The following is a 21,475-nucleotide window of genomic DNA, read 5'->3' as shown; positions in this document are numbered from 1 at the left end:
TAGGCGAAGGGCGACCTCGTGGGGCTGGATCGCTTCGTTCGCTGAATCGAGATATGACGCGATGACTTGCTGAAACTGTTTTGATGATGGCCACTTCTCTCCGCCAGACTTGCCCTGAATCGGTTGAGGCCGAGCGACACGTCCTATAGAAGACGCGGAGGCGGAGCCGCTGGAGGTCAGGGACACACGATCGGGGGTCGGAGTCGTCGACATACGCCAGAAGGTGTCGGTCGCTCGCGCCGCCACTTGAGCGGGGAGTGAAGACCCGCCGGCTCGCGCCCGATACTCCTGCATATGCGCGTCACCAACCACGCTTCGACCCTGCAGGCCATCAACGCCATCACGGCGTCGCGATCGAGCCTGGAGGATGTGCTCGCCCGGCTCTCGTCGGGCCGGCGCGTCAACACCGCATCCGACGATCCCGGCGCCGCGCTGGGCATCATGCAGAACGAGGCGCAGCTGCGTGCGCGTGAGCAGTATCGTCGGAACATCGGCAGCGCGACCTCGCGGGTGAACCTCGAGGACAGCGTGCTCAGCCGTCTCACCGACCTGATCACGCGCGCGCGCGAGCTCGCGGTGAGCCAGGGTTCCGACACCGCCACCCCGGCCACACGTGCGGCGGTGGCGCGCGAGGCAGAACAGCTGCTCAGCGACGCCGTGCAGTTGGCGGCGACGAAATTCGACAACGAGTTCCTCTTTGGCGGCGTGCGCAGCGACGCGGCGCCCTTTTCATTGGATACGTCCGGCGCGGCGCCCGTCCTCACGGTCGCCACGCCAGCACCAGTTGGAACGCGCGCCGTGGAGATTGCCGCGGGCCAGCGCTTCACCGCCACGCACGACGGACTCACGGTCTTCGGTGACGACACCACCGGGCCGCTGGCGGCGCTGACGCAGTTGACCGCCGCCCTGGCTTCGGGCGACGGCGCCGCGGTCCGCGATGCGCTCCCGGCGCTCGACACCGCACTGTCGCGCACACAGACCTTGATCGCCGAGACGGGCGCCCGCGCCAACCAGCTGCAGAGCGTCGAGCTCACGCACACGCTGGTCGCGCTGGACCTCGAGGCGAACATCTCGGACCTGCGCGACGTGGACCTCGAGACCGCGCTCACCGAACTGGCCGGTCGTCAGACCGCCTATCAGGCCGCGATGGCGGCCACGGCCCGCGTGGCGGGCCTTTCCCTCGCCGACTACATCCGATGAGTCTCGCGACGCTCCCTGCCCCGACCTCGCACTCCACGCCGCCGACCACCGGTTCGCATCGCGAAGTGCACACGCTCTTCGGCCCGCTGTCCGTGGACCGCGCGCACGTGCTCACCTTCGCGGATGGCCTGCTCGGCTTCCCCGCGCAGCGCGAGTGGCTGGTCTTGGCTTCCGACCGGCCACAGGCGGCCTGGCTGCAGTCGGCGGAGACGCCGGAGCTCGCGCTCCTGCTGGTCGATCCCTTCGCGGCGTTCCCCGGCTTCTCGGTGATGGTGCCCAGCGACGCGCAGCGCGCGTTGCGGGCCGTGCCCACCGACGACGTGGCCGTGTTCGCGCCCGTTACGCTTGGGGCCGAGGGCGTGCCGGCGACGGCGAATCTCTGCGGGCTCATCCTTATCAATTGGCGCACGCGCACGGGCGTGCAGTGCGTCATTGACGGTGGCGCCTGGTCCGTGCGGTCGACCGTTCCCGCGGGTGTCCTGGACTGACCGCAGCGAGCGGTTTGGGGCGGGCAGTAAAGTCCCGCGCCGACCGCCCGACACTGCTGGGTGAGGTCGAGGCACCTAGGCCCAGACCCGAGGGAGCACGGATGCTCCCGACACCCAATCAGGAGAAGCAAGGATGCGTATCAACACGAACGTGGGCGCGATGCAGGCCGCCCGCAGCCTGGGCATGGTCCAGGAGTCTGTGAAGTCGTCGAGCGAGAAGCTCGCGTCGGGCTTCCGGATCAACAAGGCCGCGGACGATGCCGCCGGCCTGGGTATCGCCAACAAGCTGCGCTCGGACATCCGTGCGTACCAGCAGGCGACCCGCAACGCGGAGCAGGCGAACTCGGTGTACGCGATCGCCGACGGCGCTGCGCAGTCCGTGCAGAAGATGCTTGACCGCATGAAGGAGCTGGCCTCGCAGTCCGCCTCGGACTCCGTGGACGGCGCCGCCCGCACGCGCATCAACGCCGAGTTCGTGGCGCTGCGCTCGGAAATCGACCGTACGGTCAACACCACGAAGTTCCAGGGCAACACGCTGCTCAACGGCGGCTTCGGCGCCTCGGTCTCGGGCGGCACCGCCCTGGCCGCCGGCACCGGCGTCTACAGCGCGGAGATCTCGGGCACGGCCGCCGGGACCTACACGCTCTCGCACGCTGCTGGCGCGGTCACGATGACCGACGCGAACGGCGTCTCGCAGACGATCGCCGCGGGCGACATGCCGGCGGACGGCTCGATTGCCTCGCTGAACTTCTCCACCTTCGGCCTGACGGTGAACACCGACAGCTCGTTCACGGCCGCTGGCCTGGACACGCTGACGGTGACGGTCACCGCCGGCTCGGGCACCTTCCTCATCGGCGCCTCCGGCGACTACGCCGGCCAGGACTCGCTGACGATCTCGGGCGCCACGCTCGACCTCCGCACCTCGGCCCTCGGCGTTGACGCGTCGACGGTGGACTCGCTGGCCAACGCGCAGACCGCGCTGACGGCGATCGACGGTGCTATCTCGGCCGTGAACACCGCCCTCGGTGAGATCGGCGCCGGCCAGAGCCGCATTGAGTCCGCGGTCTCGAACCTCCGCACCGTCATCCAGAACTTCTCGGCCGCGGAGAGCACGATCCGCGACGTCGACATGGCGGACGAGATGGTGAAGTTCTCCAAGAACCAGATCTTGGCTCAGGCCGGCACCGCGATGCTGGCGCAGGCGAACCAGGCTGGCCAGGGGATCCTTCGGCTCCTCCAGTAGTCGGAGCCGCAGGACGAGTTAACCCGCCGTCCCCGGCGCCGATCTAGGCACCGGGGGCGTCGGCGTCCCACAACCGGGCTTCGGCCCAAGCAGGACCAATGACGCAACCTCTCGCATCAATCAGTGGCATTGCCAGCGGCATCCAATGGCGCGACCTCGTGGACCAGATCATGGACGCCGAGGCCGCCCGCCGCTTCGACCCGTTGGCCCAGCGCCAGAGCGCGCTGCGCTCGCAGGCCGACGCCTGGCGGCAATTCCAGACGCTGGTCGGCACCTTCCGTGATGCGGCGTCGCGTCTGCAGGCCCCCACGAGCTTCGATGTCTTCAAGACGACGCTGCTCCGTCCCGCCAGTGGACGTGAGCTGGTCTCAGTCTCCGCCGGCGAGAAGGCTCAACCCGGCAGCTATGCCATCGAGGTGCTCGGCACCGCGCGCGCAGAGCGCCTGAGCGGCGCCGTCGCGTCGGCGGCGACGACCGCGCTTGGCGTGGCCGGCAGCTTCAGCATCAATGGACGCAGCGTCACGGTCACGGCGGATGACACGCTGACCACGCTGCGCGACAAGATCAACACGGCCGCCGCCGGCGGCGGTTCGACCGCTGTGACGGCCACCCTGCTCTCGTCCGGCACCGGCGTTCGCCTCGTGCTCGGCGCGCAGGCCACCGGCACTGCCGGCGTGGAACTGTTGGGCGACGGCAGCGGCGTGCTGCAGTCGCTCGGCTTCACCGACGGCAGCGTGCAGGCCAACATCGGTGCCAATGGCGCCACGAAGACCTTCCGCGTCTCCAGCGGCACGGCCGCGGTGGCCACGATGCTCGGCATCCCGTTGCCGACGCCGTCGACCATCACGGTGGGCGGTCAGAGCATCACGGTCGACCTCGAGAACGACTCGCTGACCAGCATCGCGGCGCGCATCGCGGCGGCCACCGGCCTGCCCGACTCCGCGCGCGTGATGAGCGAGAAAGTGGGATCATCCACGCGCTACTGGCTGGAGACGGATCTCCCGGTCGAAGTGGATGCGGGCGACGCGGTGAACTCGGCGCGCGCGATGGCCGTGCTCGGCTTCACGAAGGAAGGCCGCAGTGGCATTGCCCAGGTCGTGGCCGCGACGCAGGCCTACGGCGACAGCAGCAGCGGACTTGCCGCGACCGGCAGCTCCCTGCTCAGCAACCTCACGGTGAATGGCCAGGCACTCGCGCTGGCCGATGGTGACACGATCACCATCGGTGGCACGCGCGGCGACGGAACAACCGTGCAGCACACCTTCGCGGTTGGCGCGGGCAGCACGCTGCAGGACCTGCTCGATGCCATCGGCGATGGCACGAGTGGCTTCGGCGCCGGCAGCCGCAGCGCGGCCGCCTCGCTCAGCGCGGGCCGCGTGCAGCTCAGCGATGGCACCGCGGGCGATTCCGCCCTCAGCCTCTCGCTGACGCTGACGCGCAGCGGTGGCTCGTCGATCAGCCTTGGCACCTTCAACACCGCCAACGGCACCGTGGGCCGCGACCGCGTGATCACCGCCGGCGCCGACGCGCAGGTGCGCGTGGACGGCCAGCTGATCCGCAGCTCCACCAACACCATCTCCAGCGCCATCCCCGGCCTGACCATCTCGGCGCTGAGCGCCGAGGTCGGCGCGATCACGACGGTGCAGGTGCAGCAGGACCTCGAAGCCGTGGCCAAGACGCTGCGCGATTTCGCGACGGCCTACAACGCCGTGCAGTCCTGGGCCACGACCAACAGCGCCGCCGGCGGCACGTTGGCCAACAGCTCCTCGCTGCGCTCGATGGCACAGTCGATGAGCACGGCGCTGCTGCAGACCGTGGTCGGCGCCACGGGCGTGTACACGTCGGCGGCGCTGGCGGGCCTGGAGCGCGACAAGAACGGCGTGCTCTCGCTGAAGGACACCGCCTTCCGCGCCGCCCTCGAGGCCGACCCCACGGGTGTGCGGCGCCTCTTCTCGCTCGCCGGCAGCGCCAGCGATGCGTCGGTGGAGTTCATCGCCGCTGGCAGCAAGACGCAGCCCTCCGACACGGGCTACGCGGTGGACATCACGCAGGTGGCCACGCAGGCGGAGACCATCGGCGCGGCGTTCGCGACCTACTCCACCGCCGGCACGCCGGACACGATGTCCATCACGGATGGGGCGACGGGTCGCACGGCGAGCGTGGCGCTGGCTGACGGCGACACCCTGGCCGCCATCGTGCTGCGCTTGAACACGGCGTTTGCCGCGGAGAGCGTGCGGCTGACGGCTGAGGAGTCAGGCGGTGCGCTGCGCATCGTGTCGGCCGAGTACGGCTCCGACGGCGGCTTCACGGTGGCCTACACGCCGGGCTCGGCGGACGGCACCTCTACGCTGGGCATCGCCGCCGGCAGCTACAGCGGACTCGATGTCGCCGGCAGCATCAATGGTGTCGTGGCGAGCGGCCGTGGGCAGATCCTCACGGGCGGCGCCAGCGACGACGCCGAGGGCTTGGCCATCCGGTACACCGGGGCGACGGCCCGCGCGGCCGGCAGCGTCACACTCTCGCTTGGCATTGGCGGGGTGTTGGGGCGCATTGCGCAGGAGTTGGCGTCCGAAGCCAGCGGTGCGGCCCTCCAAAGCACGACGGCAACGCTTAAGGCTGACGCGATCGATCCGAGACTAGACGACATCCAGAAGCGGCTCGATGCCCGGCGCGATGCCCTGATTCGCCAGTTCGTGGCGATGGAAGGTGCCCTCGCGAAGTCCCAGGCACTGAGTTCCGCCCTGACCGCTCAGATCGATTCCCTCCGCGCAACGACCTCAGACCGTTGACGCGGGCCCACTCCCGCCACGGGATCAGGAAATGCCGCGTCCGTCGGTGCAGCAGTACCGCGAAGCCGAGATCCTCACCGCCTCGCCTGGCCGTCTACTGGTCATCACCTACGATGCCCTGCTGGCCGCGATGACGCGCGCCCGCGTCGGCATCGCGATGAAGGACGAGCAGGTGACGAGCAGCGGCCTCGACCGCGCGCGCGGCCTGCTCGGCGAACTGCTGGCCACGCTGGACCACTCCGTCGGCGGCGATCTCTCCAAGCAGCTCTCCGCCCTCTACGTGTTCCTGCTGACCGAGATGGGGTCGGTGGCGCTGCGTGGGGACGTGAACATGCTGGACCGGCACATCCACATCGTGCGCGAGCTGCGCGATGCCTGGGTGCAGATCCAGGACACGCCGCAGCGGCTGGCCTCGTGATGATGCGCCACGCCACACCGCGCGCGGCTCTGGAGACGCTGGAGCGCGAAATGATTGCCATCGGCGACGACGTCTCGACGCCCGGTGCAATGCTCGAACAGCGCCTTGGGTCCGTGCTTGAGCTGTTGCCGGTCATCGGCATTGCCGCGCGTGACCCCCAATACCACGCCGAGCGCGGTGCGGTAATCACGCTGCTGCTGGAGATGTCCGCCAAGGCTGAGGGACTGCAGGAGCGAATGCGCCAGCGGATGGGCGAGCTCTCCCGCGAGATGGGCCAGCTGCGCAACCAGCGCGAGGCCGCATTCGGTTACGCGCGGCCGCCGCGCACGCGGATGGCGCAGCTCGATATGGTCGGCTGAGCCATTCGCGGCTGTCGTGGCAGGGGGCGGGGCGTTAACGTTCCGCAGTCTGACCGTCCCACTTCCCTGCAATGGCCACCATCCTCTACGTAGACGACGAGCCGTCGGTGGGCTCGATCATCGAGGACACGCTGGAGCGCGCCGGCCACCGGGCTGTCGGTGCCCGGTCGGTCCCCGAGGCGATGGATGTGCTGGCGCGGGGTGGGATCGACCTCATCATCTCCGACTACCGGATGCCGGGCGTCACGGGGCTCGAGTTCCTGAGCATCCTGCAGCGCGAAGGCATCGACGTGCCGGTGATCATGCTCACCGGCTACGGCAGCATCGAGCACGCGGTGGCCAGCCTGAAGGCCGGCGCGGTGGATTACATCACCAAGCCCATCCGCCCCGCGCAGTTCGAGCTGGCCATCGACCAGGCGCTGGAACTGGTGCGTCTGCGGCGCGAGAACGAGGGCCTGCGGCGTGAGGTGATGGAGTTCCGCACCGAGAAGCAGATCATCGGCGACTCGCCGGTGATGCGCCGCTTGATGCAGACCGTCGCGATGGCGGCGCCCACGCGCGCCACCGTGCTGCTGCAGGGCGAGAGCGGCACGGGCAAGGAACTCATCGCGCGTGCGCTGCACAACCAGAGCGACCGCTCCAACGGACCATTCATTCAATTGAACTGCGCGGCCCTGCCCGAGGGCTTGATCGAGAGCGCGCTGTTCGGCCACGAACGCGGCGCCTTCACCGGCGCGGTGAAGCGCGTGGCCGGCGCCTTCGAGCGCGCGCACCGCGGCACGCTGCTGCTGGACGAGGTCAGCGAGATGCGGCTCGACCTGCAGGCCAAGCTGCTGCGCGTGCTGCAGGAGCAGGAGTTCGAGCGCGTCGGCGGCACGGCGCCGATTCGCGTGGACGTGCGCGTGATCGCGACGACCAATCGCGACCTCGCCGCCGAGGCGGCGGCGGGCACCTTCCGCCAGGACCTCTACTTCCGGCTCGGCGTCATCCCCGTGCTCATCCCGCCTCTGCGGGAGCGGCGCGAGGACATCCCGCTGCTGGCGCAGCGCTTCGCCGAGCTGACGGCGGCGGAATTGGGCAAGGACGTGCGTGGCATCCATCCCGACGCCATTCGCTACCTCTCGGAGCAGGACTGGCCGGGCAACGTGCGCGAGCTGCAGCACACGGTGGAGCGCGCGGTGATCTTCTCCAGCTCGTCCGTGGTGCCGATGTCGGCTTTCGATGCGTCGCGGTTCGGGCTGACGACAGGCGTGCCGACGCCGCGTTCCATCCCGAACATCCCGCCGCCGCCGTCGCGGGCGGTACCCGGCGTGACCGGGACGACACCTGTGTCCGGCGGCTCCACCCCCAGCGACGGCGTGGTCACGCTGACCACGTTCAACGTTGACGACGCGGAACGCGCCTTGATCCAGCGTGCCCTGACCGAGACCAATGGGCACCGAGCGAAGGCGGCTGATCTGCTTGGCATCAGCGTCCGAACCCTGCGCAACAAGCTGAACGCGATGGGGGTCGGCGGCGGCGAGGAGCCGGACACGAACGAGTAGCTCGCCCCCCGGAAAAACCGGAAGCAATAGAAGACGCCAGCGGCACAAGTTGCCGTTGGCGTCCCTTTTTTCCGTGCGTTCAGGTGCTGCCGATCGCGGCGACCGATGCCACGTAACCGTTTGCAATAACAGGGGTTAGCTCACCGGCGGCAGGTCGGATTCTCCTTTGGCATCGCCGTTGCCTTTACGGACGGCGACAGCAACCCGGAGACCGACCCCCGTGAGCTTCATCGACAGAACCACAATGGCAGCACCCCTCAAGGTCAGCCTGGACCAGAGCGCCGCGCGCGTCCGGTCCATCGCCGACCGTGTGGCGCGTGCCGGCCGCGATGGTTTCGTGCTGCCGCCCGTGCCGGGTGCGACGGCGGCCCAGGCGCCGGAACCGGTGGACCTCGAGGCCGAGATGTCGCGGTTGGCCGACGAGCAGCTGCGCTTCGACGCAGCCAGCACCCTGCTGCAGAAGGCCTACGCCGGGCTGCGCGCCAGCCTGCGGGATCGCTGATCGTGCCGCGCATCAACCCGCCGGTGAACCCGGCCTCCTTGGTCAACAAGCGCCCGCCGATGTTCCGCGGGCTTGGCATCGCGGCCAGCGGCCTCGATGCGCAGCGCCTACGGATGGACGTGGCGGCAGCGAACATCGCCAACGCCGACGTCACGCGCACGGCCGAGGGTGGCCCATACAAGCGGCGCGTGGTCGAGCTGGAGACGGCCTCGCAGACGCAGTTCACGAAGGCGCTGAGCAAGGCGCAGGGCTTGATGCCCGCCGAGGTCGCCAAGATCGCCGCGGTCTCGCAGTTGCCGGGCGAGACGGGACCGAACCAGGAGTTCGGCGTCGCGGTGTCCGGCGTGAGCGAGGACCAGACGGCCGGTCCGCGCGTGTACGAGCCCGGCCATCCCGACGCGGATGCCGACGGCTACGTGACGTACCCAAACGTCCGCGTGACGGACGAGATCATTGACTTGATGGACGCGCGGCGCCTGTTCGAGGCGAACGCGACGGTCTTCCAGGTCGCGAAGGCAATGCTGCGCCGCGCAATCGACATCTGAGGTCACATATGAGCATCCACGGCATCCCGTCCACGAATCTCCCGAACCTGTATCCGACGCGCGCCGAGCCGCGCACGCCGGCGCAGACGAATGACGTCGCTCCCGCCAAGGGCCAGACCGCCGCTGCGGTGCCCGCGCGGACGGACGAGGCGCAGATCAGGCGCGACAACGTTCGCGATGCGGCACGCGAGGCCAACCGTGTCGTGCCCCGCCCCACCTCGGCGGTCCCCGCCGATGCGCCCGAGGGTGTGGACCCGCAGCTGTGGAGCGTGTTGACCGCCGATGAGCGCTCGTTCTTTGCGCGCAGCGTCTCGCAGGGCCCGCTGACCTACACGCGGATGATGAACCAGATCAACCGTCCGAGCGCCGCGGCGATGCCGCGCGGTGGCCGGATGGACGTGCGGGTCTGACGATGTCCGATCCGATCGGCGCCGCCGTCGCGCGGGCATACGAGCTGGCCAGTGGCGCGATGCGCGTCGGGCAGGACACGGGCGTGCGGTCGTTCAACGTCCTTCCCGCCGACGGGCAGGGCGACAGCTTCGCCGACTCGCTGACCAAGGCGATCAACGGCGTGTCGCAGCAGCAGGACACCGCGACGGACACCCTGCAGGCGTTCCTGCGCGGCGACGACGTGGAGCTGCATCGCGTGATGGCCGCGACGGAAGAGGCGCAGATCGCGCTGGAGATGCTGATCGAGGTGCGCAACAAGTTCACGGAAGCGTATCGCACCCTCACCACGATGCAGGGTTAAGGCGCGATGACCGAGATGCTGGGACGGATGGGCAATGACCGCCGCGTGATGATCGGTGTCGTGGGCGTGGCGCTCGCGGTGGCGATGTTCGGCGTGACGCAGTGGCTGACGCGCCCGACCTGGGTGCCGGCGGCGACGGGCGTCGAGCTCGCGCTGAGTGGTCAGTTGACGGCGCGCCTCGACGAGGCGGGCATTCCCAACAAGCTGGACCGCGGTGGCAGCGACGTGATGGTACAGGAGCAGGACCTTGCGGCGGCCCGCGTTGCATTGGCCCGCGACGGTCTCGCCACGGGCAGCCGCCCGGGTCTCGAGCTCTTCGACCAACAGACCTGGGGCTGGAACGACTTCACGCAGCGGGTGAACTACCGCCGTGCGCTCGAGGGCGAACTCGAGCGCACGATCGGCCGCATGGGAGGCGTGGATCGCGCCAGCGTGCATATCGCCATCGGCGAGCGCGCGGCCTTCCGTCGAAGTGACGCCAAGTCGGCCACCGCCTCGGTGGTGCTCTCGATGCGCAACGGCCAGGCACCGAGTGCCGAGGTCGTGCGCGGCATCGCGCAGCTCGTCTCGTCAAGCGTGGACGGACTCGAGTCCGACCAAGTCAGCGTGCACGATGTCTCGGGCCGGCTGTGGTCCGAGCCCAACGATGGAAGCTCGGCCGTGCTCTCCGCGCGGCAGCTGCGGATGCAGCAGGAAATCGAGCACTATCTCGAACAGAAGGCCGAGGCGATCGTCGCCGACGTCGTGGGCGCCGGCAACTCGCGCATCCGCGTATCGGCGGCGCTGAACTTCGACCGTATCGAGCGCACGACGCTCTCGGTCGATCCGGCGCGCCAGGCGATCGCGCAGGAACAGAAGGCCGAGATCATCCCCGGCGCCGAGGGCGGTGCCGCCTCGAGCAACGTGGCGAACAGCTATGAGACGTCGAAGAGCACCGAGGTGTACTCGGGCGCCGTCGGCGGCATCGAGCGCCTCACGGTCGCAGTGGTCGTCAACGAAGTGCGGCGCGGCGCGAACGGCAATACGCAGGTCGTGCGCCGTTCGCCGGCCGAGCTGCAGCAGTTGGAGTCGTTGGTGCGCGGGGCCATCGGCCTCGATGACGCGCGTGGCGACGGAATCACCGTGGTTGGCGCGCCGTTCGAAACGGTTGCGCTGCCGACGACCGACGCGGCAGTTCCCGAGTCCGGCCCCGGCGTGGTCACGCTCATCGAGCGCTACCAGCGACCGGCGCTCAATCTCGTCGGCATCGGCGCGATGGCGATCATCGCGTTGATGACCTTGAATGCGATCCGCAACTCGGGGCCGGGCGTCCCGACCGCAGCGCTTGCCAGCGGCGGCAACGCCACGGCGACGGCTTCGCTTGCTGCCGGTGAGGCGGCCGCGCCTGCCGCCTCGCCCGCGCCGAGCTCACGCCCCGCCCCGCGCATCGTCTTCCCCGAAGCGGACACGCAGGTGCGCGACCGCGTCACGCAGACCGTGGAGAAGGACCCCGACTCCGCCGCCCGGCTCGTGAAGAGCTGGCTCAAGGAAGGCTAAGTCGTGCGCGCCCTGCCGAGTGGGAACCCGTCACTGACCGGTCGCCAGAAGGCGGCCGTGCTCTGTCTCGCCTTGGGCGCCGAGAACGCGGCCAAGGTGACGCAGCGACTCTCCGCCGAGGAGGCCGAGGTGATCTCGCTCGAGATCGCGCGGATGGATCGCGTGGATCCCGAGGTCGCCAAGAACACCCTGATGGAGTGGATCGACCTGGCCTTGGCCAGCGAGGCGGTCTCTACCGGTGGCGTCGAGTACGCGCGGTTGATGCTCGAGAAGGCATACAACACCCAGAAGGCGCAGGCGATCCTCAAGCGCATCACCAGCCATCTGGCGGACACCGCCGGGCTGCAGCGCCTGCGGCACGCCGATCCCAAGCAGATCGCGGGGATGTTCCGCAGCGAGCATCCCCAGACCACGGCGCTGGTGATCGCGCACCTCGCGACGCCGCAGGCGGCGGCGGTACTGAAGGAACTCGACCCCATCGTCGCCGCCGATGTCGCACTGCGCATGGCGCGCATGGAGAAGGTCTCGCCCGAGATGCTCGAGCTGATTGAGCGCTCGCTCGGCAGCGACTCCGACCTCGACTTCCAGCGCGGCATGTCCAGCGCGGGTGGCCCCGCCTCCGTGGCCTCGATTCTCAACCTGCTCCAGGGCGCGCTCGAGAAGTCGATTCTCGAGAAGGTCGCCGAGCAGGACTTCCAGCTCTCCGAGCAGATCAAGAACCTGATGTTCGTGTTCGAGGACCTGCGGGGCCTCGACGACCGCGCGCTGCAGCGCCTGCTGCGCGACGTGGACACGAAGACGCTCGCGACCGCCCTCAAGGGTGCCAGCGCGGAACTGCGCCAGCGCATCACGGGCCAGATGTCGCAGCGCGCCGCGCAGGCGCTGGTGGAAGAGATGGAGATGCTCGGCCCCACGCGCATGAAGGACGCCGAGGCGGCGCAGGCGACGATCGTCGCACAGGCACGCGCGCTCGAGGAAGCGGGCGAGATCGTGCTCACCGGCGGAGGCGACGATGTCGTCCTCGGCTAGGCTGCGCGCCTTCGCCAACGACGGCGTCGCCCAGGCCTGGACGCCGTTGGCGTTCGACCTGCGGTCCAAGGCCGCGCCGAAGGCGGAGCCTGACGTGGATCCCGTGGCTGAGGCCTACGCGCTTGGCTTCACGCAGGGTCGGCAGGAAGGCGAGCGCGCCGAGCGCGCGCGCCTCGGTCCTTCGGTGCGTGCCGCCGAGGAAGCCATCGAGGCGGTGAACCAAGCCGATGGCCGCTGGACCGGCGCAGTCGAGGACAACCTTGTCACGCTCGCGCTGGCGATTGCGCGGCACGTGATCGACCGCGAGGTCGCGCAGGACCCCGAGGTGGTGGAGCGGCTGGTACGCAAGGCGCTCGAGAGCTTCCCCGTGGACCAGCCCGTGCAGATCCGCGTGCACCCGGACGACCTCGCGATCATTCGCGCGTTGCGCGACGAGCGGCCGGCGATGGCCTTTGGTCGCGACGAGACGACGACCATCTGGGTCGCCGACGCCCGCGTCTCGCGCGGCGGCTGCATGGTCGAGGGTCGCGAGCGCATCGTGGACGGTCGCATCGAGACCGCGCTGGAGCGCGTGTACCGCCGTTTGGTGCACTCGCGTGCTTGAGCTGATGGAGCGCCGCATCGCGAGTCTGCCTCGCGTGGTGCCCCACGGGCGTGTGACGTCCGTGACGGGACTCGTTGTCGAGGCCGTCGGCCTCGATGTCGGCGTCGGCGACATCTGCCAGTTGCAGTCGCTGTCCACGGGCCGTCGTGTGCTGGCCGAGGTCTGCGGCTTCGACTCGGAGCGGGCGCTCTTGATGGCGCTCGGTGAACTCGAGGGCGTGCATCCCGGCGCGATGGTGACGCCGCTCGGCCATTCGTTGCTGGTCTCCGTCGGACCCGGCCTCCTCGGCCGCGTGCTCGACGGATTCGGGCAGCCAATCGACGGCGGTCCGCCGCTGCGCATCACGGACCGCGTGCCGATGTCGGCCGAACCGCCGAATCCGCTCACGCGCGCGCCGATCACCGAGCCCCTTGTCACCGGCGTGCGCGCCATCGACGGCCTGCTGACCATCGGTCGCGGCCAGCGGATGGGCATCTTCGCCGGTTCCGGCGTGGGCAAGAGCACGCTGCTGGGCATGATCGCCCGTCAGGCCTCGGCCGACGTAAACGTGATTGCGCTGCTGGGCGAGCGTGGCCGTGAGGTGCGCGAGTTCATTGAACATTCGTTGGGCCCTGAGGGCCTGGCGCGCTCCGTGGTGATTGTCGCGACCGGCGACCAGTCGGCGTTGGCCCGCGCGCGCGGCGCGTCGGTGGCGACCGCCATCGCCGAACACTTCCGCGACCAGGGCAAGCACGTCTGCCTGATGCTCGACTCCGTGACGCGCGTGGCGATGGCCTGGCGCGAGATCGGACTCGCCATCGGCGAGCCGCCGACGACGAAGGGCTATCCGCCTTCCGTGTTCGCGATGCTCCCGCGCCTGCTCGAGCGCGCCGGCACCTCGGCCACGGGCGCCATCACGGCGCTCTATACCGTGCTGGTGGACGGCGACGACTTCAATGAGCCCGTGGCGGATGCCGCCCGCTCGATCCTCGATGGGCACCTCGTGCTGACACGGAAGCTCGCGTCGGCCGGCCACTTCCCGTCCATCGACATCCTCGACAGCAAGAGCCGCGTGCGCGACCAGGTAATCCCGCCCGCCCAGCGCGACGCGGCCACGATGGTGATGCGTACCGAGGCCGCGTACCGCGAGCAGGAGGACCTGATTCTCGTGGGCGCCTACCAGAAGGGTGCGAGCGCGCTGGTGGATGCCGCCATCGCCAACCGCACGCCCATCAATGAGTTCCTGCGGCAGGCGCCCGACGAGCACGCGCCGTTCATCGGCACCACGGACCGCCTGCAGAAACTGTCCCAGCGCATCGCTGGGACACCGGATCGGGGGGCAGCCGCGTGAAGGGTGAACAGTTCGACTTCCGGATGGACCGCCTGCTCGCGCTGCGCGAGCGCTCTGAGGAGGAGGCCGGCGCGGCAGTGGCCGGCGCGCGCGCGCGTGTCGAGACGCTGCGCGATGTGCTGCGAGAGGTCGAGGGCATCGTGAAGCAGGCACGCCTGCGCATGCTCGGCCAGACCGGCCGCGACACGTCGCCGGGCGACCGCGTGGCAATGGGACTGTTGCTCGAGCAGGCCGAGAGCCGCGCCGCGGAGATCCGCACGCAGATCGCGGAAGCGGAGGCCAGCGAACGCAGCTGCCTCGAGGCGCTCTCCGCCCGCACACAGGAGCGCCGCGTGCTGGAGCGCCTGCGCGAGAAGCACCGCGCCGCGTGGCGCGCCGACGCCGAACAGCGGGCACGCCTGGCAATGGACGCCATTGCCCTGCGGCACGCGACGACTGGACCACAGCGAGGGATTGCCTAGGATGTTGAAGCCGATCATTGCCGCTGCGGCGGCCTTTGCCATCTTCGCCGCTGCGGGTACGGGCGTCGGGATGCTGCGCGCGCCGAAGCACGTGGCCACGGACAGCACGTTGGCCGCCGCCGACTCGACCCACGACGGGGCGGATGCGGGCGTGTTGGAATCCGGCGAGCTGGTGCTCAATGCCGACGCGGGCGTGGACCACGCCTCCGACGCCGAAGCAGAAGCCGCGCACACCGAGTTGGCAGCGACCGGCATCGACGCGACGTCACCTGCGGCTCCGACCACCTCCGGACTCGGTGCGCCGGATGCATCGGTGGCCGCACGCGCAACCGCCGGATTGCAGATACGGCCGACCGCTGCGGTGGCCGCCGCGGACTCGATGGCGCTTGAGCGCACCGGCAAGGTCGCCAAGCTCTTCCAGTCGATGTCCGCCCGCGACGCCGCCAAGGTGCTCGAGCAGATGGCGGACCAGGACGTGATCACGATCCTCAGCGCGCTGCCTGAGCGTCGCGCCGGCGAGATCCTTGCGCTGATGTCCGCCGAGCGCTCGGCGCTGCTGACGCGCTCGATGCTCGCGCGCGGCAACGGAGCGTCCAAGTGATGGTGCCATCCACGTTGTTCCCGACTGCCGCAGCTGCGACAGGCGAGGCCTCGACCTCGGCGACGGCGGCGAGCGCCGCGGCGGATGCCGCAACGGCGACGCGTTTCGCGGCGCTGATGTCCATGCTCGCACATCCCGGCCGCATCACCACGCGCGAAGGGCTTTCGCAGGCGGCGCCAACTGCCACGCTCGCAGGAGAGGCTGAGGCCGCGCCGTCGGCTGAGGCGCTGAAGGCGCGCGAGGCACTGCGTGCGTTCGTCGAAGGCGTGACCGCCGGGGCCACGGGTTCTGACGCCCACGCCGATAGTGCCGCTGATGAGTCATCGGACGCTTCGACCGCGGCAGCCGACGCTATCGCGTCCGGCGCTGCGTCATCGCCGACCGCTCACGCGCAGCTCGGTGCCGTCGACGACGGCATCGCCGTTGCCGCGATGGTCGCCGCCGCGGCGAGCGGATCGTCGGCCGCTGCCTCCGCTGATGCATCGGGCATTGCAGCTACGGAACTCGCGGCGACGTCCGCCAAGCCGAGTGCGTCGTCCGCGGAGGCGCTGCGCCCCGTGCGCGATCTCGAAGCGCTGCATCCAGAGCTACGCATCCGCGTCGAGCGCGTCATCTCGCGCATGGCAAGCGAGCACGGGCACAGCGTCAGCGTGGTCGAGACGTATCGCAGCGAGGAGCGGCAGGCGGCGTTGCACGCCAAGGGCCGCAGCGCGCCCGGCGAGATCGTGACCTGGACGATGGACTCGTTGCACACACAGGGCCGCGCTGCGGACCTGGTGGTCGATGGTGACTGGTCGAACACGGCCGCGTATGAGCGCCTGCAGCGCATTGCGCGCGAGGAAGGCCTTTCGACGCTGGGGATGAAGGACGCGGGACACGTTGAGCTGCGCGAGGGCGCGCTCGCCGGTGCGTCTGCGAACGCGGGCGGGCGCGCGGGCTTGGCACCGCGCGCCTCGGCTGTTGCGACGGCGGCGGCCACGAGCAGCACTGCAACGCCGTTCGCGAGTGCCGGCGCGTCCGTCGCGGCGCCGGCAGCGCCTGCTGTCGTCGGCGCTGCGGCAGTTGCCACGCCGGCAATCGTTGCGCGGGTGGCCACAGTGGCCTTGGTGCACGAGCCCGGCAGCAAGCCGATCGCAGCGTCCTCGGCTTCAGCGGCGGCGATGTCTGCAACGGCTGCGACACCTGCAACGCCGACCGCATCGCCGGCGACGGCCGCAGCGCCGGCGCTTTCGTCGGCGTCGGAATCTGCAATGGGCACACCCGTCCATTCGGCCACGTCAGACGACGCATCCGCCCCCATCCCCTCCGACGACACGAGTCGCGGGGCTCTGGGAGGGCCGGCTACTGGCACAGCCGCCGCGTCGCGCGGCGCCGAGCTGTCCCTCCGCACCAGCGAGACTCGGCCGGTCGACGAGGAACTTGAGTCCTCCGATCTCACGGACGCGACGGCAATGGATGCCGCTGCCTCCGCCGACGCGGAGCGTCCGGCGTTCGAGCTCCGCGGGCGCACCGAGCGCAGCGCGGGCAGCGGCACCACAACCGGCACCGATCGCATTGATGGGCCACGCGTCTCTGAGCGCCTCGACCGCATTGAGGCCTTGGCCGAGGCCAAGAGGTCGCAGCCGCTGCAGAGCCTGACGCTGCGCGTCGAGGACGAGGCCGGCCGCGATCATCGCATCCGTGTGGACCTCCGCGGTGACAGCGTCGCCGCGGACATCGCTGTGGCGCGCTCGTCCGAAGTGTCGGCGTTGACGCGCCGACTGCCGGAACTCGCGCAGCGCTTGGGCGAGCACGGCTACGAAGCGTCGGCGCTGCAGGTGCGCACGCTGACCACCGAGTCCAGCCACGCCTCCGACTCCCGCCACGGCGGCGAGGGGCGAGACGGACAGCAGCAGCACGCGCACCAGAACCCACATCACCGGCATCGCGCGCGGCGCGAGCAGGAAGGAGAGACCCAATGACCGCGCCCATTTCGCCCGTTTGGGGTGGCGCACCAACCGCCGCACCGCTCACGCAGGCCGGCGGGCAGCTTGGCAAGGACGAGTTCCTGAAGCTGCTCGTCGCCCAGATGACGCATCAGGATCCACTCAACCCGCTCGACGGCCAGCAGATGGCCGCCCAGCTGGCGCAGTTCTCGTCGGTTGAGCAGCTCGTCAACCTCGGCACCAAGCTCGACAACCAGGCCGCCGGCCTGGACGCGATGCTCGGCGTCATCAACAACACCGCCGCCGTGGGCCTGATTGGCCGCGAGGCGATGGTGATGGATGACCTCGTGGCGGCAGGCCCCAACGGCACCGAGCGGGCCGAGGTCATGGTGCCGTCGAGTGGCGGCGTGGGCACGCTGCGCGTCACCGACCTCGAGGGCAACACGCTGCGCACGATCCCGCTCGGTTACATGGCGGGCGGCGAGCGCAGCCTCGATGTCGCCGACGCACTCGACGGCCTTCCCGAGGGGTCGTATCGGATTGCCGTGGACTTCGAGTCCGAGGGCGAGACCACCCCGCTCGCCACCCAGGTCGCCATCCGCGTGGACGGCGTCCGCCTGAGCGCCGAAGGCGCCTACGTCACCGCTGGTTCACTCACGTTCCCCATCGGGCTGATCTCGTCGATCCGCGCCGGACACTTCACCTCCTGAGAGGAGATCCCGTAGATGCTTCGTTCACTCTTTGCCGGCGTTTCCGGTCTGCGCAATCACCAGATCCGGATGGACGTCATCGGCAACAACGTCTCCAACGTCAACACGGTCGCCTTCAAGGCCGGCCGCGTGACCTTCAAGGAAGGCTTCGCGCAGCTGCTGCAGGGCGGCAGCCGTCCGCCCGGCGACCAGGGCGGTATCAACCCGATCCAGGTCGGCCTCGGCATGCAGATCGGCTCGGTGGACACCGTGTTCGCGCAGGGCAACCTCGAGACCACCGGCCTCAACACCGACGTGGCCATCCAGGGCGACTCGTTCTTCGTCGTGCGTAAGGGCACGCAGAGCTTCTTCACGCGCTCCGGTAACTTCCAGCTCGACGCCGACGGCCGCCTCGTGGCGCCGACCAACGGCTTCATCGCCCAGGGCCGCGTCGCCGTGAATGGCGTGTTCCAGGACGGCATCCGCGACATCCGCCTGCCCTTTGGTCAGAAGACCTCGGCGCAGGCGACGACGTCGATGAACATGGCTGGCAACCTGAACGCCGCCGCCGACGTGTTCGACCTCTCGGATCCGGACGGCGCCGGCCCGCTCACCGGTGGCTTCAATGCCGACACGCGCGCACTGGCGGCCAACACCGGCTCGTGGACCGAGACCTCGATCTCGGCCTACGACTCGCTGGGCAGCAAGTACGACGTGAAGGTCTACCTCTACAAGACCGCGTCGAACGAGTGGACCTGGGAAGTCGACCCGACCAACCTCGTGAACGCCGGCGTGCCGGTGGGCTCGATTGCGGGCAGCGGCGTCTTCACGTTCGACACCGACGGCACGCTGCTCAACCCCGCGCTGCAGACGGTGAGCTTCGCCCCCCCGGGCGCGGATCCGGTCACGATCTCCATCGACCCGGGCGCGGGCGTCAACGGCATCACGCAGTACGCCTCGACGACCACCGCCGTGCTCCGTGACCAGGACGGCTACACCTCCGGCACGCTGCAGAACTTCTCGGTGGACCGCACCGGCCTCATCACCGGCTCGTTCACCAACGGCGTGAGCGTCGCGCTGGCGCAGATCGTGCTCGCCGACTTCAACAACCCGGCCGGCCTGCTCCGCATCGGCGACAACATGTACCAGGAGTCCAGCAACTCGGGCGGGCCGGTGCTTGGCTTCGCCCTCGAGGGCAGCCAGTCGACGCTGACTAGCGGCGCGCTGGAAATGTCCAACGTCGACCTCGCCGCCGAGTTCACGGCAATGATCGTGGCCCAGCGTGGCTTCCAGGCCAACAGCCGCGTGATCACGACCTCGGACGAGATGCTGCAGGAGTTGGTGAACCTGAAGCGCTAAGCGCTGAGGGGTGAAGGATGGGGAACGGGGCGGCGCCGGCGACGGCGCCGCCCCGTCTGCATCCAATAGATGTGGCCTGAGGGAAAAAGATGCCGCCCGTCCGAGGCCGAGGGACGGAAGTGCCAGACTCGGCACGCGTTTCCGCATTGGCGGCAACCATCTAAGTGATTGCAAAACAATGGTTTATCTGCCGTTGGCACGATGGCACGGCCCCTGCTTTTCCAAGGTGTCGAGAAGCACTCCGTCCATCTGCCATCTGCCATGAGCCAAGAGCCAGAAACCACCGACGCTGCACCGGCCCCCGCGAAGGGCGGCAAGAAGCTCCTGATCGGAGCGATTGCCGGCGGCGCGCTCGCCGGGCTCAGCGCCGGTGCCTTCGGGATTGCGCCCGCCCTCTCCGCCAAGCCTGCCGACGCCACCGAGGCGCACGCCGCTGACACCAGCGATGCGCACGGCGCCGACACGGTGAAGTCGACGGCGACGCGTCCGGTGGTGATCAACAACCTGATCGTGAACCCGGCGGAGTCGCGCGGTTCGCGCTTCCTGCTGGCCAGCGTCGGCTTCGAGTTCGCGCCGGCCATGTCGGACGACGAGTTCCAGCTGCGCGAGACCGAGGTGCGCGACCGCATCCTCACGGTGCTCGCGCGACAGACGCTCGAGGTGCTGGTGGACTACGCGCGCCGCGATGCCATCCGCGCCGAGGTGCGAGCCGCCGTCGACTCGGTGCTTGGCGCCGGTCGCACGAAGCGGGTGCTGTTCCCCCAGTTCGTCATCCAGTAAGCGACGATGGCGTCCGACGCACTCTCCCAGAACGAAATCGACGCGCTGCTGAACGCGGGCAAGTCCGCGTCGCGCGCGTCGGTGGCCACCCGGCAGCCGGACCACGTCGTCTATGACTTCCGGCGCCCGCACCGCATCTCCAAGGACCGGCTGCGCACGATCGAGGCGATGTACGAGCGCCTCGCCAAGTCGCTCGAGGCCTGGCTGATGAGCCGCCTGCGCCGCCAGATCGAGCTGCGCCTGCAGTCGGTGGAGCAGTACAGCTTCGGCGAGTTCACGCTCTCGCTGTCCACGCCCTGCGCCGCCTTCGGCTTCGACATCAAGAACTTCGAGGGCCAGAAGGGCGTCATCGACATCGGCCACGAGCTGGCCTTCCTCACGGTCGACCGCTTCTTCGGCGGCACGGCGCCCTCGGTGTCGATGAACCGCGCACTGACGCCGATCGAGCGCCTCACCGTGCGCACGCTGATCGAGCGCACGCTGGGCCTGCTCAAGGAAGTCTGGCAGGACCACGCCCCGCTGGACCTCGAGATGACGACCTTCGAGTCGTTCCCCGAGATGGTGCAGGGCGGCAGCCGCGAGGACCCGGTGCTGGTGGCGAACATCGAGATCGCCGCCGACAACCTGCGCTCGCTGCTCATCATCTGCCTGCCGCTCGGCGTCCTCGAGAAGTTCTTCGCCGAGGGTGATGGCCGCCGCGTGAAGCCGATGGTCGGCTCCGCCAGCGAGCGCGCGGAGACGCGCCGCATCGCCGAGCTGAGCCTGCGCGGCGTCTCGGTGGATGTCGCGGCCCGCCTGCCCGTGTTCGACATCACGATGCGCGAGCTGCTGCGCGTGGGCGAGGGCGGCATCCTGCCGACCGGCCTGCCCACCGACACGCCGCTGGAGTTCTTCGTCGGCGGCCGCGCGCGCTTCAACGCCTCGCCGGGTCGCATCGGCCAGCGCGTCGCCGTCCAGCTGGGCGATCAGATCGAGCCCGGCCGTCCCACCTCTTCGCTGTCCTCTTCACCCATCGCCTTCACTCCCGACCAATGACCGCTCCGACCGCAGCCGCCGGCGACCAGGTTCCCTTCGCCGCGTTGATGGACCTCCCGCTCTCGGTGAGCATCGAGCTGGGCCGCACGCGGATGTCCGTGCAGGACCTGCTCAAGCTCGGCCGTGGCTCCGTGATTCGCCTTGAGCGTCTGGCCGGTGAGCCGATCGATGTCTACGTCGCCGACAAGCACTTCGCCGAGGGCGAGGTGTTGGTGGTGAACGAGCACTTCGGCATCCGCATCACGCGGATCCTGGCCCCGATGCAGCCGCAGGAGTCGGCCGCGTAA

The 21,475-nt window shown here is 69.5% G+C and carries 23 protein-coding genes; all 23 read left to right on the top strand.

Annotated features, from left to right (window positions below):
* Positions 1-294: 294 nt before the first annotated feature.
* The 23 genes from flgL to fliN all read left to right on the top strand — a co-directional run bounded on the left by flgL (position 295) and on the right by fliN (position 21,475).
* Positions 295-1,200, top strand: a complete 906-nt coding sequence (gene flgL / locus KF709_10520) for a flagellar hook-associated protein FlgL (GenBank protein ID MBX3174835.1) — start codon at positions 295-297, stop codon at positions 1,198-1,200.
* On the top strand, positions 1,197-1,688 hold the full coding sequence (locus KF709_10515) for a flagellar assembly protein FliW (protein MBX3174834.1): 492 nt from the start codon (positions 1,197-1,199) through the stop codon (positions 1,686-1,688). Before flgL ends, KF709_10515 begins: the two co-directional genes overlap by 4 nt.
* A 133-nt stretch (positions 1,689-1,821) precedes the next feature.
* Positions 1,822-2,931, top strand: coding sequence for a flagellin (locus KF709_10510; GenBank protein ID MBX3174833.1), 1,110 nt, complete (start codon positions 1,822-1,824; stop codon positions 2,929-2,931).
* A gap of 98 nt (positions 2,932-3,029) precedes the next feature.
* On the top strand, positions 3,030-5,720 hold the full coding sequence (gene fliD, locus KF709_10505; GenBank protein MBX3174832.1) for a flagellar filament capping protein FliD: 2,691 nt from the start codon (positions 3,030-3,032) through the stop codon (positions 5,718-5,720).
* 31 nt (positions 5,721-5,751) lie between these two features.
* Positions 5,752-6,138 (top strand): flagellar export chaperone FliS, encoded by a 387-nt coding sequence (fliS, locus tag KF709_10500; protein ID MBX3174831.1) that lies wholly within the window; start codon positions 5,752-5,754, stop codon positions 6,136-6,138.
* A gap of 2 nt (positions 6,139-6,140) precedes the next feature.
* Positions 6,141-6,497, top strand: coding sequence for a hypothetical protein (locus tag KF709_10495; protein ID MBX3174830.1), 357 nt, complete (start codon positions 6,141-6,143; stop codon positions 6,495-6,497).
* A gap of 71 nt (positions 6,498-6,568) precedes the next feature.
* Positions 6,569-8,041, top strand: coding sequence for a sigma-54-dependent Fis family transcriptional regulator (locus tag KF709_10490; protein MBX3174829.1), 1,473 nt, complete (start codon positions 6,569-6,571; stop codon positions 8,039-8,041).
* 244 nt (positions 8,042-8,285) lie between these two features.
* Positions 8,286-8,543 carry a hypothetical protein gene (locus KF709_10485; protein ID MBX3174828.1) on the top strand — a complete coding sequence of 86 codons (258 nt, stop codon included), beginning with the start codon at positions 8,286-8,288 and terminating at the stop codon, positions 8,541-8,543.
* A gap of 2 nt (positions 8,544-8,545) precedes the next feature.
* A complete protein-coding gene (gene flgC, locus KF709_10480) occupies positions 8,546-9,088 on the top strand; it encodes a flagellar basal body rod protein FlgC (protein MBX3174827.1) in 543 nt (180 codons plus the stop codon).
* Positions 9,089-9,096: 8 nt separating this feature from the next.
* Entirely contained in the window at positions 9,097-9,498 is a 402-nt protein-coding gene (locus tag KF709_10475; protein ID MBX3174826.1) for a hypothetical protein, read from the top strand.
* Positions 9,499-9,500: 2 nt separating this feature from the next.
* On the top strand, positions 9,501-9,839 hold the full coding sequence (gene fliE / locus KF709_10470; protein MBX3174825.1) for a flagellar hook-basal body complex protein FliE: 339 nt from the start codon (positions 9,501-9,503) through the stop codon (positions 9,837-9,839).
* 6 nt (positions 9,840-9,845) lie between these two features.
* Positions 9,846-11,375, top strand: coding sequence for a flagellar M-ring protein FliF (gene fliF, locus KF709_10465; protein ID MBX3174824.1), 1,530 nt, complete (start codon positions 9,846-9,848; stop codon positions 11,373-11,375).
* 3 nt (positions 11,376-11,378) lie between these two features.
* Positions 11,379-12,404 (top strand): flagellar motor switch protein FliG, encoded by a 1,026-nt coding sequence (gene fliG / locus KF709_10460; GenBank protein MBX3174823.1) that lies wholly within the window; start codon positions 11,379-11,381, stop codon positions 12,402-12,404.
* On the top strand, positions 12,388-13,008 hold the full coding sequence (locus tag KF709_10455) for a hypothetical protein (protein ID MBX3174822.1): 621 nt from the start codon (positions 12,388-12,390) through the stop codon (positions 13,006-13,008). The genes fliG and KF709_10455 overlap by 17 nt, the downstream gene beginning before the upstream one ends.
* A gap of 4 nt (positions 13,009-13,012) precedes the next feature.
* Positions 13,013-14,338 carry a FliI/YscN family ATPase gene (locus tag KF709_10450; protein MBX3174821.1) on the top strand — a complete coding sequence of 442 codons (1,326 nt, stop codon included), beginning with the start codon at positions 13,013-13,015 and terminating at the stop codon, positions 14,336-14,338.
* On the top strand, positions 14,335-14,799 hold the full coding sequence (fliJ, locus tag KF709_10445; GenBank protein MBX3174820.1) for a flagellar export protein FliJ: 465 nt from the start codon (positions 14,335-14,337) through the stop codon (positions 14,797-14,799). The genes KF709_10450 and fliJ overlap by 4 nt, the downstream gene beginning before the upstream one ends.
* Before the next feature lies 1 nt (position 14,800).
* The gene (locus tag KF709_10440) at positions 14,801-15,400 is read left to right on the top strand and encodes a hypothetical protein (GenBank protein MBX3174819.1); all 600 of its coding nucleotides are present in this window, start codon (positions 14,801-14,803) and stop codon (positions 15,398-15,400) included.
* Positions 15,400-17,361 (top strand): hypothetical protein, encoded by a 1,962-nt coding sequence (locus KF709_10435; protein MBX3174818.1) that lies wholly within the window; start codon positions 15,400-15,402, stop codon positions 17,359-17,361. Before KF709_10440 ends, KF709_10435 begins: the two co-directional genes overlap by 1 nt.
* On the top strand, positions 17,358-18,035 hold the full coding sequence (locus tag KF709_10430) for a hypothetical protein (GenBank protein ID MBX3174817.1): 678 nt from the start codon (positions 17,358-17,360) through the stop codon (positions 18,033-18,035). The genes KF709_10435 and KF709_10430 overlap by 4 nt, the downstream gene beginning before the upstream one ends.
* A 15-nt stretch (positions 18,036-18,050) precedes the next feature.
* A complete protein-coding gene (locus tag KF709_10425) occupies positions 18,051-19,373 on the top strand; it encodes a flagellar hook protein FlgE (protein ID MBX3174816.1) in 1,323 nt (440 codons plus the stop codon).
* 261 nt (positions 19,374-19,634) lie between these two features.
* Complete coding sequence (locus KF709_10420) at positions 19,635-20,153, top strand: flagellar basal body-associated FliL family protein (GenBank protein ID MBX3174815.1); 519 nt, start codon at positions 19,635-19,637, stop codon at positions 20,151-20,153.
* Positions 20,154-20,159: 6 nt separating this feature from the next.
* Complete coding sequence (locus tag KF709_10415) at positions 20,160-21,188, top strand: FliM/FliN family flagellar motor switch protein (protein MBX3174814.1); 1,029 nt, start codon at positions 20,160-20,162, stop codon at positions 21,186-21,188.
* Complete coding sequence (fliN, locus tag KF709_10410) at positions 21,185-21,475, top strand: flagellar motor switch protein FliN (protein MBX3174813.1); 291 nt, start codon at positions 21,185-21,187, stop codon at positions 21,473-21,475. The genes KF709_10415 and fliN overlap by 4 nt, the downstream gene beginning before the upstream one ends.

Source organism: Gemmatimonadaceae bacterium (assembly GCA_019637445.1).
Lineage (GTDB): Bacteria > Gemmatimonadota > Gemmatimonadetes > Gemmatimonadales > Gemmatimonadaceae > Pseudogemmatithrix.
The sequence above is the reverse complement of the archived record's forward strand: the minus strand, read 5'-3'. Positions and strand labels throughout refer to the sequence as shown.

What these genes read in the sequence shown, in the direction of transcription:
- flgL (MBX3174835.1), top strand. Translation starts at nt 295, where the DNA reads ATGCGCGTCACCAACCACGCTTCGACCCTGCAGGCCATCAACGCCATC.
- KF709_10515 (MBX3174834.1), top strand. Translation starts at nt 1,197, where the DNA reads ATGAGTCTCGCGACGCTCCCTGCCCCGACCTCGCACTCCACGCCGCCG.
- KF709_10510 (MBX3174833.1), top strand. Translation starts at nt 1,822, where the DNA reads ATGCGTATCAACACGAACGTGGGCGCGATGCAGGCCGCCCGCAGCCTG.
- fliD (MBX3174832.1), top strand. Translation starts at nt 3,030, where the DNA reads ATGACGCAACCTCTCGCATCAATCAGTGGCATTGCCAGCGGCATCCAA.
- fliS (MBX3174831.1), top strand. Translation starts at nt 5,752, where the DNA reads ATGCCGCGTCCGTCGGTGCAGCAGTACCGCGAAGCCGAGATCCTCACC.
- KF709_10495 (MBX3174830.1), top strand. Translation starts at nt 6,141, where the DNA reads ATGCGCCACGCCACACCGCGCGCGGCTCTGGAGACGCTGGAGCGCGAA.
- KF709_10490 (MBX3174829.1), top strand. Translation starts at nt 6,569, where the DNA reads ATGGCCACCATCCTCTACGTAGACGACGAGCCGTCGGTGGGCTCGATC.
- KF709_10485 (MBX3174828.1), top strand. Translation starts at nt 8,286, where the DNA reads ATGGCAGCACCCCTCAAGGTCAGCCTGGACCAGAGCGCCGCGCGCGTC.
- KF709_10475 (MBX3174826.1), top strand. Translation starts at nt 9,097, where the DNA reads ATGAGCATCCACGGCATCCCGTCCACGAATCTCCCGAACCTGTATCCG.
- fliE (MBX3174825.1), top strand. Translation starts at nt 9,501, where the DNA reads ATGTCCGATCCGATCGGCGCCGCCGTCGCGCGGGCATACGAGCTGGCC.
- fliF (MBX3174824.1), top strand. Translation starts at nt 9,846, where the DNA reads ATGACCGAGATGCTGGGACGGATGGGCAATGACCGCCGCGTGATGATC.
- KF709_10455 (MBX3174822.1), top strand. Translation starts at nt 12,388, where the DNA reads ATGTCGTCCTCGGCTAGGCTGCGCGCCTTCGCCAACGACGGCGTCGCC.
- KF709_10450 (MBX3174821.1), top strand. Translation starts at nt 13,013, where the DNA reads ATGGAGCGCCGCATCGCGAGTCTGCCTCGCGTGGTGCCCCACGGGCGT.
- KF709_10440 (MBX3174819.1), top strand. Translation starts at nt 14,801, where the DNA reads ATGTTGAAGCCGATCATTGCCGCTGCGGCGGCCTTTGCCATCTTCGCC.
- KF709_10435 (MBX3174818.1), top strand. Translation starts at nt 15,400, where the DNA reads ATGGTGCCATCCACGTTGTTCCCGACTGCCGCAGCTGCGACAGGCGAG.
- KF709_10430 (MBX3174817.1), top strand. Translation starts at nt 17,358, where the DNA reads ATGACCGCGCCCATTTCGCCCGTTTGGGGTGGCGCACCAACCGCCGCA.
- KF709_10425 (MBX3174816.1), top strand. Translation starts at nt 18,051, where the DNA reads ATGCTTCGTTCACTCTTTGCCGGCGTTTCCGGTCTGCGCAATCACCAG.
- KF709_10420 (MBX3174815.1), top strand. Translation starts at nt 19,635, where the DNA reads ATGAGCCAAGAGCCAGAAACCACCGACGCTGCACCGGCCCCCGCGAAG.
- KF709_10415 (MBX3174814.1), top strand. Translation starts at nt 20,160, where the DNA reads ATGGCGTCCGACGCACTCTCCCAGAACGAAATCGACGCGCTGCTGAAC.
- fliN (MBX3174813.1), top strand. Translation starts at nt 21,185, where the DNA reads ATGACCGCTCCGACCGCAGCCGCCGGCGACCAGGTTCCCTTCGCCGCG.